General features: G+C 64.0%; 6 protein-coding genes. 1 reads left to right on the top strand and 5 read right to left on the bottom strand.

Going from position 1 to position 13,667, the window contains the following annotated elements; all coding sequences use genetic code 11:
- Together ACTXG9_RS05300 and ACTXG9_RS05295 are read right to left on the bottom strand one after the other, a co-directional pair.
- Positions 1-1,550: phytoene desaturase family protein (locus tag ACTXG9_RS05300; RefSeq protein ID WP_457654776.1), on the bottom strand; the 1,550-nt coding region annotated here is incomplete at its 3' end.
- Between the two features lie 76 nt (positions 1,551-1,626).
- Positions 1,627-2,121, bottom strand: coding sequence for a VOC family protein (locus ACTXG9_RS05295; RefSeq protein ID WP_111098590.1), 495 nt, complete (start codon positions 2,119-2,121; stop codon positions 1,627-1,629).
- Positions 2,122-2,963: 842 nt separating this feature from the next.
- On the opposite strand from ACTXG9_RS05295, the gene ACTXG9_RS05290 reads away from it, so the two are divergent.
- Positions 2,964-5,993 carry a TonB-dependent receptor gene (locus ACTXG9_RS05290; RefSeq protein WP_111098591.1) on the top strand — a complete coding sequence of 1,010 codons (3,030 nt, stop codon included), beginning with the start codon at positions 2,964-2,966 and terminating at the stop codon, positions 5,991-5,993.
- A 132-nt stretch (positions 5,994-6,125) separates the two neighbouring features.
- On the opposite strand, the gene ACTXG9_RS05285 is transcribed toward ACTXG9_RS05290, so the two are convergent.
- The 3 genes from ACTXG9_RS05285 to ACTXG9_RS05275 all read right to left on the bottom strand — a co-directional run bounded on the left by ACTXG9_RS05285 (position 6,126) and on the right by ACTXG9_RS05275 (position 13,507).
- Positions 6,126-8,132: a M13 family metallopeptidase gene (locus tag ACTXG9_RS05285; RefSeq protein ID WP_111102211.1), complete on the bottom strand. Its 2,007-nt coding sequence runs from the start codon at positions 8,130-8,132 to the stop codon at positions 6,126-6,128.
- A 222-nt stretch (positions 8,133-8,354) separates the two neighbouring features.
- Positions 8,355-10,457 carry a M13 family metallopeptidase gene (locus ACTXG9_RS05280; RefSeq protein WP_019660623.1) on the bottom strand — a complete coding sequence of 701 codons (2,103 nt, stop codon included), beginning with the start codon at positions 10,455-10,457 and terminating at the stop codon, positions 8,355-8,357.
- 188 nt (positions 10,458-10,645) lie between these two features.
- Positions 10,646-13,507 carry a TonB-dependent receptor domain-containing protein gene (locus ACTXG9_RS05275; protein WP_019660622.1) on the bottom strand — a complete coding sequence of 954 codons (2,862 nt, stop codon included), beginning with the start codon at positions 13,505-13,507 and terminating at the stop codon, positions 10,646-10,648.
- Positions 13,508-13,667: the final 160 nt, after the last annotated feature.

The following is a 13,667-nucleotide window of genomic DNA, read 5'->3' as shown; positions in this document are numbered from 1 at the left end:
TGCCCCGGCGCACCGGTGACGCCACCGCCGGGGTGTGTGCCCGAACCGCACAGGTACAGCCCGGGCAGGGCGCCGCGATAGCCGGCCTGGCCGACCATCGGCCGTGCCGAGAACAGCTGGTTGGCGCTCAGTGCGCCGTGGAAGATGTCACCGCCGACCAGGCCAAAGGTGCGTTCCAGGTCCAGCGGTGACAGCACCTGTCGGCCAAGCACGCTGTCGGCGAAGCCCGGTGCATACCGGTCGACGGTCGCGATCATCAGATCGGCCACCGTGTCACGGTGATCATCCCAGTGACGTCCATCGGACAGCACCGGTGCCACGTGCTGGCAGAACAGACTGGCCACATGCCGGCCGGGCGGCGCCAGCGAAGCGTCCAGCGTGCTGGGAATCAGCATCTCCACAATCGGTTCGCGCGACCAGCCGTCGCGTCGCGCATCAAGCCAGGCGCGGTCCATGTACTCCAGGCTGGGCGCCATGATGATGCCGGCGCTGAGGTGATCGCCGGGCCCGGGCAGGGCGCGGAAGTCCGGCAGCCGCGACAGCGCCACGTTCATCCGGAACGTGCCGGAACCGCAGCGCCAGTTCGCCATGCGTTCGCGGGTCGCGTCTGGTACCTGTGCCGGGGCCAGCATCTGCTCGTACAACAGCTTCGGGTTGACGTTGGCGATCACCGCGCGTGCACGCAGGATTTCACCGTTGGCCAGTTCCACTCCCACGGCACTGCCGTGTTCAACCAGTACGCGTCGCACGCCGGCGTCCACGTGCAGTTCCGCGCCAGCCGCGCGTGCAGCGGCGGCGATGGCCTGGCTGATTGCGCCCATCCCGCCGATCGCATGGCCCCACGCACCTTTCACGCCATTGCACTGGCCGAACACATGGTGCAGCAGTACGTAGGCGCTGCCCGGTGTATACGGGCTTGCATAGTTGCCGACAATGCCATCAAAGCCGAACAGGGCCTTGATCGGCTCGCTCTCGAACCAGCGGTCCAGGTACTCGGCCGCCGACAGCGTGAACAGGTCCAGCAGTTCCTGGCGTAGCGAAGCATCCAGCGTTGCCAGTTCGCGGCCGAGGCGGCCCATCTGCCAGAGCGCGGGCAGCGCACGCCAACCGCCTGCTACACCCAGGTCCGGCGGCGCGCGCAGGGCCCATGCGCGCAGTACGTCGGCGAAGATCCCCAGGCGTGCTTCATACGCTGGCAGCGCCTGCGCATCGCGTTCGGAGAATTTCGCGACTTCGGCCTGGGCGCGGCCAGGTGCCGACAACAGGTAGCGGTCGTCGGGCAATGGCAGGAAGTTGTTGACCGGGCGCGCGACAATGCGCAGCCCATGCGCATGCAGTTGCAGGTCGTCGATCACCTTCGGTTGCAACAGCGATACCGTGTACGACGCCACAGAGTTGCGGAAGCCGGGATGGAACTCCTCGGTGACCGCAGCGCCGCCGAGCACACCGCGCCGTTCAAGGACCAGCACTTTCTTCCCGGTCTTCGCCAGATAGGCCGCGCAGACCAGGCCGTTGTGGCCACCACCGATGATGATCGCATCCCAGGACATCAGCACCTCGGGAAAAGGGGACGGAGGGAATTAAGTCGCAATTCGCATTGGGTCACAGACAATGGGGAATAACGACTTAATCCCCTCCGTCCCCTTTTTTGATTGCCGCTTCGATGGTGGCGATGTCGATCTTCTTCATCGGCATCATCGCGTTGAAGGCGCGCTTGGCCAGTGCCTTGTCCTGGCTGGTCACCGCTTCGATCAGCATGCGTGGGCTGATCTGCCAGGAAACGCCCCATCGGTCCTTGCACCAACCGCACTGGCTCTCCTGTCCACCGTTGCCGACGATCGCGTTCCACAGGCGGTCGGTCTCGGCTTGGTCCTCGGTCTGGATCTGGAAAGAAAATGCTTCGCTGTGCTTGAACGCGGTGCCGCCGTTGAGGCCGACGCAGGGAATACCGCAGACCGTGAATTCAACGGTCAGTATGTTGCCCTCCTTGCCGTCCGGGTAGTCGCCCGGGGCGTGGTGGACAGCGGTCACCGCGCTGTCGGGAAAGGTGTTGGCATAGAAGGTGGCGGCCTCGAGCGCGCCGTTGTCGTACCAGATACAGATCGTGTTCTTGTGTGCCATGGTCGGGCTCCGCAGCGGACGAAGGCGCAGCGATAGCACGCCTGGTGTTAATGCGGCATCGTGCTGCAGCGCAGGGGAAAGCAGTTCCCGTCAACGGCAGCACGAAGGACGAAGCGTGCAGCCCCTGATCCTGGATGGATTGGGGTGCTTGGTGGGCGGCTGATCCACCTGCTGACGGACCTGCCGGAGCTGGAGCTGTTGGTGGCCTGGCGTACTCTGGCGCCGGCGCTGCAGGCCGAGCGGCCCGACCCTGCAGACCAAGGGCCGTGGTCGTGGTGACGCGCCGCTGGTCGAGCGTTTCGGCGCGGTCTCGGTCGGCCTTGCGCTGGTGGCGGGTGGGGGCGCCTGCAGTTGATGCCACGATGCTGGCCGCTGCTGGGCATCGCGCTGCCACGCGCACTGCTGCCTGGCGACATCAGCTTCGAGTACGACGTGGACGGGCAGTTCGTGTTCGATGTAGAAAATCGGCGCGCCGCTGGTCAGGTGCATCGTGCCTTACCGGGGCACGCTGCAGCCTGCGTGACGGGTGACGCAGGCGAGCATGTCTGCAGTGGGTGTGTCGGAATCGGAACGACATGCTGTCGCTTTGGACGCTGCATGTTGTGCGTCAGCACTCTGGCGTGACGTATGTTGTCTGTCGTGGCGTGCGTCGTGCATCCGTACCTGTCGTTGCTTGGTCCACTGAATATCCAGGCTTTTCAAGTGCATGGATTGAACCATGGGCCGCGTCGAGGCTTGCATCGTGGCGTATTCCACCCGATTCATCGCCGGTTGCAGCACTGCCTTGCGCGGCAGACCCGTGCCTATAACTCCCCGGTAGTTCCATCAACGGAGAGGAATTCATGGCAGTTGCATCCATACATCGCGTGCTAAAGCGCAGCGCACTTTCGGCAATATTGTTTTCCATCGTTGGCAGCGTTGCCGCGCAGAGCACGACCGGCACGCTGTACGGCAATGCTAGCGGCTCCGAAGGCGCGACCGTCGTTGCGCAGAGCGACAGTGGCCTCAAGCGCAGGGCAGTCATCGACGCCCAGGGGCGCTACAGCTTCGGTGCGTTGCCGGTGGGGCGCTACAGCATCAGCCTGCAGCGCGACGGGCGCATCATCGAACAGCGCGATGATGTGCAGCTGCGCGTGGGCAGCGGTACCGAAGTGAGCTTCGCCGCACAAGGCCCGGCGACCACGCTTGATGCGGTCAATGTCACGGTCGCCCACATGCCGAAGATCGATGTGACCCACACCGTCTCTAAGTCGGTCATCACCTCCGAGCAGCTGGATGTGTTGCCGCTGGGGCGAAGCGCTGAATCCATCGCGCTGCTGGCGCCGGGCGTGGTCGCTGGTAGTGGCTCCTTCAGCAATGGCTCGCGCTCGGTGCTGTCGTTTGGCGGCGCCAGCGTCACCGAGAATGCGTACTACCTCAACGGCTTCAACGTCACCAACCCGCTCAACTATCTGGGCGGCATCAGCCTGCCGTACGGCTCCATCGACCAGCAGGAAACTTTCACCGGCGGCTACGGCGCGGCGTATGGCCGTTCCACCGGTGGTGTCATCAATCAGGTAGGCAAGCGTGGCACCAACGCGTGGCGGTTCGGTGCGCAGGTCACCTGGTCGCCGGCCGGGCTGGCCGAGTCTCCGGCATCGGTGAACTACCCGGACATGACCCTTCCTGAAGGATATGCCTTCGAGAATCCGTCCAAGCCGGGCACGTTGTACCGCTACCGGCGCGGTGACAAGGCAACCACGACGACCTACAGCGGCTATGCCAGTGGCCCGTTGATCGAAGACAGGCTGTTCATCCACCTTGCTGCCGAATCGAACCGTCGCGAAGGCGTTGCAACCGCCAACGAAGCCGCCGCGCAGCAGGTGCGCAACCACTACCGCGTTGACACGCCGAAGTTCTACGGCAAGATCGATTGGAACATCAACGACGGCAATACGCTGGAGTACACCCGCTTCCAGGACACAGATCGTACCGCTGGCTACTACCGGGAGTTCGACTACAAGACACTGTCCGAGGGGGATCGCACCGGTACGTTCCCCAACCTGGTCAAGTCCAGTACCGACGTCGATATCTTCAAGTACACCGGTTACCTCAACGATGCATTGACTTTCAGTGCCGTGTGGGGGCGCGCGCGTACCAGCAACCTTGAATTCAATCCGCTGGACTCGGGCAACCCCTATATCAGTGGTGCCGGCAACCAGGATCCCTCGTTGAACGGTGGCACGCCGATCCGCAACGATCAGCCCGATCTCTACAGCAAGGCACCTGATGCGGGCAGCACGACCCACGGGCTGCGCATGGACCTGCAATACCGCATCGGCAACCACGAGTTGACTGCCGGCGTTGACAACATGACCTACCGGGCCAACAACGAAGGGCAGTCCATGACAGGCCCCGGTCATGCCTGGATCTATTCGCGTGGCAATCCGGGCGCATCGCCCAGCCCGGGCTTCGGCATCGCCCCGCCGGGGGGCGAGGGCTATTTCGTGCAGAAGTACATTTTCTCCACTACCACCAGCATGTCGGTGAAGCAGCGGGCCTACTACCTGGAAGACCGCTGGCAGCTGACACCCGATTGGCTGCTGACGCTTGGCCTTCGCAACGACCGCTTCACCAACTTCAACAGCGACGGCCGCGCCTACGTGGAGAGCGGCGACCAGTGGGCGCCACGCCTGGGCGCCAGCTGGGATGTATTCGGCGATGCTTCGTTGAAGCTGTTTGCCAACCTGGGCCGCTACTACCTGGCGCTGCCCAACAGCGTGGCTATCCGCGGCGCCTCCGCATCGACCTACACGCGCGAATACTTCGCCTATACCGGCATCGACGCCAACGGCAACCCGACCGGCCTCACACCACTGGGGCCGGGTCCGGTGTCGGCCAACGGCGAGTACGGGCAGGCGCCCGATCCGCTGGCCGTCGCGCCGACCGACCTGAAGTCGCAGTACCAGGACGAGCTGATCCTGGGCTTCGAGAAAACCCTGGGCAGCCGTTGGAACAGCGGTGCCAAGGTCACCTACCGCAAGCTGCAGTCGGCCATTGACGATACCTGCGATTCAGACCGCTTCGTCGACAGACTTGCAGGCATGGGTCTGGATGCCGACACTTTCGATCTGCCCGGTTGCGTGATCTTCAATCCGGGTGCCACCAACACTTTCCAGCTACGGCACCGTGATGGCTCCGGCTACACGCCGGTCAGCATGAGTTCGACAGACTGGGGCTACGACGGCAAGAAGGCGAAGCGCCAGTACGTGGCACTGGATCTGTTCATCGAACGTCCGATGTCCGACGGCTGGTCCGGCCGCCTGGACTACACCTGGTCGCGTAGCTTCGGCAACACCGAAGGGCAGGTGAGATCGGATATCGGCCAGAGCGATGTGTCCAAGACCCAAGACTGGGATGCGGCGGCGTTGATGGAGTACGCCGGCGGCTACCTCGCCAATGATCGCCGGCACCAGTTCAAGGCGTTCGGTGCCTACCAGATCGATGACGAATGGACAGCCTCTGCCACGGTTCGGGTGATGTCGGGCATGCCGAAAAGCTGTCTGGGCTACTACGGCAGTGATCAGACCGATCCACTCAATGGCTACGGCTCGGCCTACCACTACTGCAATGGCAAGCCTTCGCGTCCCGGCGACGCGGGCCGGCAGCCGTGGACGGCGCAGCTGGACATGGGCGTGATGTATCGCCCCGGGTTTGCTGACAACCGGCTTGGCCTGGGACTGAACATCTTCAACGTGCTCAACCAGCGGCGCCAGCTGCAGTCCACTGCCAAGTACCAGACCGGACCCGACACGGTCTCCAACATCTACGGTATGGGCAGCTACTTCACACCACCGCGGACAGTGCGCCTGAGCGCCTCATACGACTTCTGACCTGCGCGAACAGCGGTTCTCTCTCGCCGCAAGGGTTGGTTTGGCCCTGATCCGTCAGGGCCTTTTTCCCTCCGTTTCCGCAAAAGAAAGGGCGCCGGAGGCGCCCTTTCATCAATAACAAACCATCAGACCTCAGCGCCAGACCTTGATCTGGTCGGCTTCGCTGCGCTGCATCGGCTGCCCGGCCTTGCAACTGAAGGTAGCACCGAACGCCGGCAGGTTCGCCAGCGTGCCGTTGCTGCGCCACAGGCCCGGCGCGCGGATGTCGGCGGTCAGGCGGCGCGCGGCCTCGTTCGGCGACAGCTGCTGCGCCCACAACGTCGACCAGGCGCGGAAGAAGCCCTGCTGCTGTGCCGGCTTGGCCTTCGGCTCCTGCGCGGTGTATGCGGCCCAGGCCAGTTCCAGGCCGGCGATGTCGGCCAGGTTCTCTTCCTGGGTGAGCGTGCCGTTGACCTTGGCACCCTTCACGCCCGGGAAGTCGTAGGCGCTGTACTGCGCTGCCACGCGATTGCCGAGCAGGGTCCAGGCGGTCTTGTCGGCCGGAGTCCACCAGCTGCGCAGCTCACCCTTGGCATCGACCAGCGCGCCCTTGGCATCGATCGCACGGGTCAGTTCATGGCCGACCAGACCACCGAAGCTGCCGAACTTGTCGGCGGCGTCGGCCTTGGCGTTGAACACCGGGCCCTGCAGGATCGCGGCGGTGACGATCAGGCGGTTCTGCGCCAGGTCATAGGCCAGCGACGGCTGCTGCGGCAGCACGTCCCAGCGACGGTCGGCGTTGCCCTTGCCGATGCGCTTCATTTCCTCGCGATGGCGCCAGGTCGACGCGATCAGCATATTGCCACCGAACGAGCCGCGGCCCATCGGCTGCACGCTGTAGTCCAGGTCGCGCAGTGGAGTGCCGATCTCGATCTTCAGCGCAGCCAGCTTGGCCTGCGCTTCGGTCTTGGCTTCGGCACTCATCCAGCTGCTGTTCTTTACCGCCTCGATCTGTACTTCGCGCACCTTGTCGACGATCCATGCGGCCTGGCGACGATCTTCGGCCGACAGGTAGCGGGCGGCGTACTCGCGACCGACCATCGGGCCGGCGGCCACATTGATTGCATCCAGCACGGATTCCCAGCGCTGCGGCGGCAGGGTCTGGCCACGCAGCACACGGCCACGGAATTCGAACTCGGCGTCGCGGTAGGCCTTGGACAGGTACGGCGCCATCGAGTCGCCCACGCGCCAGCGCAGGTACGCCTTCCACTGCTCCGGCTTGAGCTTGGTGACCATGCCATCGAGCTGCTTGAACAGGCCCGGGTCGGCCAGCGAGACCAGGTCATCGTCCACGCCCTGTGCCTTCAGGAAGGCATCCAGCTGCAGGTTGCGGTAGCGGCTGTTGAGCTCCTTGGTGGAGATGGGCGCGTAGTTGTTGAACGGGTTGTTGATGCCGGCCAGCGACTGCGCATTGCGTGCCAGTTCGGTTTCCAGCGCGATCACCGCCTGCGACTCGGCATCCAGCTTGGCGGCCGGGGTACCGGTCAGCGCCAGGATCTGCTTGACGTAGTTGCGGTAGCGGCCCATCAGCGCCACGGTGTCGGCGTCGGTGCGGGTATAGAACGCCGGATCCGGCAGGCCCATGCCGCCCTGCATGAAGTAGCCGATGTGACGATCCAGCGCCTTCAGGTCGACGTCCGGGCCGAAGTTGAAGGCCACCGGGATGCCGACCTGGTGCAGCGCGGCGATCGAGGCCGGCACATCCTTGGCCTTCTTGATGGCGTTGATGCGGGTCAGCAGCGGCGCAATCGGATTGGAGCCGTCTGCTTCCACGGCGGCTTCGTCCAGGCCACTGGCCCAGAAGTCGCCCAGCAGCTTCTGCACATTGCCCTGCGGCGACTTCATCGCGGCGTCGAGCAGTTCACGCTGCTGCTGGCGGCTGCGGTCAACCAGCTGTCCCAGCGCGGTGACGGCGCCGGTCTGCGGCACCGGGTTGGCCTTCAGCCAGCCTGCATTGGTGGCGTCGTAGAAGTCGCTGCACTGGGCGCTGACGGCCGGAGCGCGTGCGGCCTTCTTCTTGGCGGCGAACGCATCGTGAGTCGGGACCAGGGTCGCCAGGCAGATGCCCAGGGCGATGGCAAGCGGACGGAAGTTGGGCATGTGGAACGAATCCGTGATGGATTGAGGGCGCGCGCACTATAGCAAGCCAGGCATGGGCGCGGGATGCACGCGTCGCGGTGCATTCGCCGACCAAGGTCGGCAGCTACCGGGGAGCGCCGGGATCAGTAGATCCACGCCATGCGTGGATGAAAGACACCCCGGAAAAACAAAGGCCCGGGAATTCCCGGGCCTTTGCAGGTCTGCAACAGCGTCAGCCAGGACTTACCAGATCACCACCTGCTGCTCGCCGGTGCGGGCCATCGGCGAACCGGCCTTGCACTGGAACGCGGCCGCGAAGGTCGGCAGGTTCGACGGTGCACCCATGGCGCGGAACTGTGCCGGGGCGTGCGGGTCGGTCGCCAGGCGGACCTTGGCGTTCTCCGGGGTGTACTTGGTGCGCCACACGGTGGCCCAGTTGAAGAAGAAGCGCTGGTCGCGGGTGAAGCCGTCCACCTTCGGGTCTTCCTTGCCGGCGCTGGCCTTCTGCAGGGCATCGTAGGCGGTAGCAAGGCCGCCCAGGTCGGCGATGTTCTCACCCAGGGTCAGGTGGCCGTTCACCGCCTGGCCGTCGACCTTGTACTGGTCGAACTGCTTGACCAGCTTGCCGGTCAGGCCTTCGAAGTTCTTCTTGTCAGCGGCGGTCCACCAGTCTTCCATGTTGCCGGTCGGCCCGAAGCGCGCGCCCTGGTCGTCGTAACCATGGGTCATTTCGTGGCCGATCACCGCGCCGATGCCGCCGTAGTTCAATGCGTCGTCGGCCTTCGGGTCGAAGAACGGCGGCTGCAGGATGGCGGCCGGGAACACGATCTCGTTCTGCAGCGGGTTGTAGTAGGCATTGACCGTCTGCGGGGTCATGCCCCACTCGGTCTTGTCCACCGGCTTGCCGATCTTGGACAGGTTGAACTTGTAGTTGAACTCGTTGGCCGCGCGCACGTTGCCCAGGAAGCTGTCGCGCTGGGTCTGCAGGCCCGACCAGTCACGCCACTTGTCCGGGTAGCCGATCTTCGGGGTGAAGGTTTCCCACTTGGCGATGGCCTTGGCCTTGGTCTCCTCGCTCATCCAGCTCAAGCCCTGGATGCGCTCCTTCAGCGCGGCGGCCAGGTTCTTCACCAGTTCTTCCATCTTCGCCTTGGCTTCCGGCGAGAAGGCAACCTTCACGTACAGCTGGCCGAAGGCTTCACCCGCATCGTTTTCGATGGTGCCCAGCACGCGCTTCCAGCGCGGCTTCTGTTCCTTCTGGCCGTTGAGGGTCTTGCCGTAGAACTCGTAGTTTTCCTGCACGAAGGCATCAGCCAGGTACGGCGAGGCGCTGTCCACGGTGTGGAAGCGCAGGTAGGCGCGCCACACCGACGGGTCGGTATCGCCCAGCGCCTTGCTTACTTCCTCATGGAAGGCCGGCATGGCCAGCGAGAACTTCTCCGGCGCGGCCACGCCCTGCGATTTGAAGAACTCGGTCCAGCTGAAGTTCGGGGTCAGCTTGTCGGCATCGGCCAGGGTGACCGGGTTGTAGTACAGCTCGACGTTGCGCGACAGCTCCACGCGCGACTTGGAGGCCTTGGCCAGGCGGGTCTCGAACTTGACCACGTCCTCGGCCTGCTTGGCGGCGTCGGCAGCGGCGACACCGGACAGCTCCAGCACCTTGGCGACGTGCGCCTGGTAGGCCTTCAGCTTGTCGGCATTCTTGGCGTCGGTGTAATAGGTGCTGTCCGGCAGGCCCAGGCCGCCCTGGCTGGCGTAGGCCATGTTCACGGCCGAGTTCTTGAAGTCGGCTTCGGCACCGAAGCCGAACAGGACGTTGTCGCCCCTGGCCGCGCTGGTGCGCAGGTAATCGGCGATGGCCGCCTTGTCCTGCAGGCCGTCGATGGCGGCCAGGTCGGCCTTCAGCGGCTCGATGCCCTGGGCATTGATCTTGGCCTCGTCCATGCCGGTGGCCCACAGGTCGCCGACGATTTTCTCGATGTGGTTCGGATTCTTGACCTGCGCCACCTGTTCGGCCAGCTGGTGCTGCACGGCCACCGAGCGCTCGTCGAGGATGGTGAACGCACCCCAGCTGGTGCGGTCGCCCGGAATTTCATTGGCGGCCAGCCACTTGCTGTTCACATAGTCGCCGAAGGCGCCGCAGGCGTCCTTGGTGGTATCCAGATCGCTGGGCTGGAAAGCGTTGTAGGCCGGCAGCTTGCTTTCGTCCAGCGTGTAGTTGGTGGCTTCGGCCGCGGCCGGCGTGGAGGCGGTGGCGTCCTTGGCCGGGGTTTCAGTCTTGCCGCAGCCGACCAGCGCGGCCGAAACGGCCAGGGTCAGCAGCACGATCTTGGGAGTACGGGTCACTTTGATGGCCTCCAGGCCGAGTGAGTCAGGGAAAGGCCGTGGGACGGCCGTGGGCCGAACGATACGCCGCCGGCCAGACCTGCAAGGGTGTCGAAGGTCATGGCCGGGTGCAAGGGGGCCGCTTGGTGGCCCGGAAAAGACAGACCCGGCAAAAGCCGGGTCTGTCGGGTGTTGCGGTCAGCGGTGGATCAGAACTTGTACTTCAGGCGCACGAACGGGGTGCGACCGTAGTAGTCGTACTGGGTGGCGAACGGGTGGGTGTTGCCGTAGCGCGAAGAGTAGACGCTGCTGGAGATCAGCGGCGGCTTGGCATCGAACACGTTGGAGACGCCCACCAGAATCTGCCAATCGGCCTGCTCGTAGCTCACCGAGGCGGTGTGATACCAGCGGCTGCCAGCGGTGATGTCGCGGTAGGAATTCGGACGGCCCTGATAGGTGAACGTCTCCAGCAGGTCCGGGTCCTTGGTCGACGCGATGTACTGGGTCATCCAGTTGTAGGTCCAGTCGCCACGCTCCAGGCTCAGGCCCAGGTTGCCGACCAGGTCCGGGCGACCGAAATCACCCAGCTGGTCCGACGAGGACAGGCCGCTGGCCGCTGCGCTGTCGAACAGCTCGGCGGTGTCTTCAACCGTGTAGGTGACCTGCGAGTCCAGCGAGAACTTGCCGAAGCTGAACTCGTGTTCCCAGTTCAGGGTCAGATCCCAGCCGCGGGTGCGCTGGCGGTTGATGTTCAGGTACTGCGCATACACCTCGGTGATCATGTTCGCGTTGGTACCCGAATTCGGATTACGACGCATCAGGTCGCAGTAGCGGTTCGGATAGGTGGTCGACTCGTAGCAGCCTTCCAGGATGGACGCTGCACTCAGCGCGGTGATCTGGTCGCTGACTTCGTAGTCGAAGTAGTCGATCGCAACGCTCAGGTCAGCAAATTCCGGGGTGAACACCAGGCCGATGCTGCGTGCACGCGAGGTCTCCGGCTTCAGGTCGCCGCCAGCGCCGCCACGAGTGAAGACGGTGGCGCTGCTGTTGCCTGCGGCGGTGTAGTCGCCCGGGATACCGGCAGCGGCGCAGTTGGCAGCAGCGTTGCTGTTGTTGCCTTCAGCCCAGCGGATGCAGGGATCGATCGCGGTCTGCGCCTGGAAGCCGGTCTGATTGCCAAGGTACAGCTCATACAGGCCCGGTGCACGGTAGGAGGTACCGATGGTGCCGCGCAGGCGCAGCGACGGGATGATCTGCCAGTTGACACCGAACTTCCACACCTTGTCCGAACCGGACACCGTGTCGTACTTGAAGACGCGGGCCGAGCCGTTCAGCGACAGCGACTCGATGCCCGGAACTCCCTTGAAGACCGGCACATCCAGTTCGACGAACGCTTCCTTCACCTTCTCGTCGCCCTTGGTGCGACCGGCGGTGGTCGAACCCCAGATGTCGGCAAAATCGGCACCCGGCTGGTCGTCGATCTTGTAGTTGCGGTACTCCACACCGACTGCGGAAGCCACGGCACCGGCCGGAAGATCGAACAGCTCACCGCTGAACACGGCGTTGACCGTGGTCTGATCGTAGGTGGTCTTGCCCTTGGCCCAGACGCCGAGGATCGAGACCAGCTCGTCGACCTTCGAGCCATTCAGATAGCCCGGGTCGAAGTAGTTCGCAGCTGCAGTGCCGGTACCCGGACGGCCGATGTCGCCGCTGATCGAGTTGCGGATGCCAAGGTTGCTGTACTTGCCACTGGAGTGGCTGTAGTTGGCATTGACTTCCCAGCCCCAGGTGCTGCTGCCGAAGCCGCCATCGAACTTGTTGGCGAAGTAGTAGTAATCAACTTCGGTCTCGGAAGCAGACTTGAACGGCAGCACCGGCTGAGCGCGGGTGGTGGTGCCGGGGATCAGCACTGTCGGGAAGAACTGGCGCCACGAGAAGTTGTCCGTGGTGCGGTTGTTGTAGAGGAACTGGGTCTTCCAGTTGAACGAATCAAAGCCGAAGTCAGTGGCAAAGTAGACCGTCTTGCGCTCTTGGCGGTTGATGATCTGGGCTTGGCCGTAAGCCTGGAAGTTGTACGGCTCCTGATACGTCGCCACGGGGTTGCCGTTGGCATAGGTCTGGTTGGCGCGCGGACGATAGCCCGGGAACGGGCCAACCGTGCTGCCATCGGTGCTCGGCACGTAACGGACGGAACCGACGTCGATGACGTTGTGCAGCATGTTCTGGCAGTTGGCCAGGTTGGTGCCGGCCAGGATGGAGCGGTCGACGCGGTCGATGCGGTTGCCCTTGTCGTCCCAGACGATATCTTCGGCGCACTTGAAGAAATCGCGGTCACCGCGGGTCAGTTCGTTCTGGCGGTACCATTCCACGGCGGCGACGATGCTGCCATTGTCGAAGTTCCAGCCGTTGGCCAGCGACGCCGAGAATACTTCACCGCCGCCTTCGGTCGGAACGCGACCGCTGACGGTCAGCTCGGGACGGTCGAAGTTCTTCTTGGTGATCAGATTGACCACGCCGGCGACGGCATCGGAGCCATAGATGGAGGACGAACCGTCCTTCACGATCTCGGCACGCTGCAGGACGGCGGTGGGCAGCACGTTCAGGTCGAACGCGCCGACCGCGCCGCGGGTACCGGCCGGGCCCGGACGCTGGCCATCAAGCAGGATAAGCGTGCGATTGGCACCCAGGCCGCGTAGCGAGAACGTCTGTACGCCGGTACCACCATTGGTGGTGAAGCCGCCGAACTGATTGGTGATCTGCGTTTCGGCGGCGCCGATCGCCGACTTCTGCAGGAATTCACTGACGCTGGTCTGGCCCTGGGCGGCATTGCGCTCGGTGTCGATGGTGAACACCGGCGAGGTGGTTTCATAGTCCGCGCGACGGATCAGGGAGCCGGTGACCGTAACCTTGTCAAGATCAGTGGCCTTCTTGTCAGACGTCGAAGCACTTGACGCCGCTGCTTCCTCGCGGGTGGATTCCTGGGCCAGCACCGGGGCTGCCTGCAGGCAGGCAATCACTGCCAGGGCGAGCGGCAGGCGGCTGGGCGTAATAAGGCGGTTGGTCTTGCGCATTGTGTCGGATCCCCACTTGTTATGCTTCGGTTAACGGAGTGTATGTACGGCGTAAAGTAAATGCAACATGAACATTCCCCGTATGTAACGCGCTTTTGCTAATGGCGTATTCATGTACCGGTGGGGAGCTGCAGAGCTCCCCAGCTGCGTGGACGACGGC

The sequence above is a fragment of the Stenotrophomonas maltophilia group sp. LNF247 genome (assembly GCF_054083135.1).
The sequence above is the reverse complement of the archived record's forward strand: the minus strand, read 5'-3'. Positions and strand labels throughout refer to the sequence as shown.

Excerpts from the sequence above, each read along its gene's own strand:
- ACTXG9_RS05295 (WP_111098590.1), bottom strand. The coding sequence starts at position 2,121 with ATGGCACACAAGAACACGATCTGTATCTGGTACGACAACGGCGCGCTC.
- ACTXG9_RS05290 (WP_111098591.1), top strand. The coding sequence starts at position 2,964 with ATGGCAGTTGCATCCATACATCGCGTGCTAAAGCGCAGCGCACTTTCG.
- ACTXG9_RS05285 (WP_111102211.1), bottom strand. The coding sequence starts at position 8,132 with ATGCCCAACTTCCGTCCGCTTGCCATCGCCCTGGGCATCTGCCTGGCG.
- ACTXG9_RS05275 (WP_019660622.1), bottom strand. The coding sequence starts at position 13,507 with ATGCGCAAGACCAACCGCCTTATTACGCCCAGCCGCCTGCCGCTCGCC.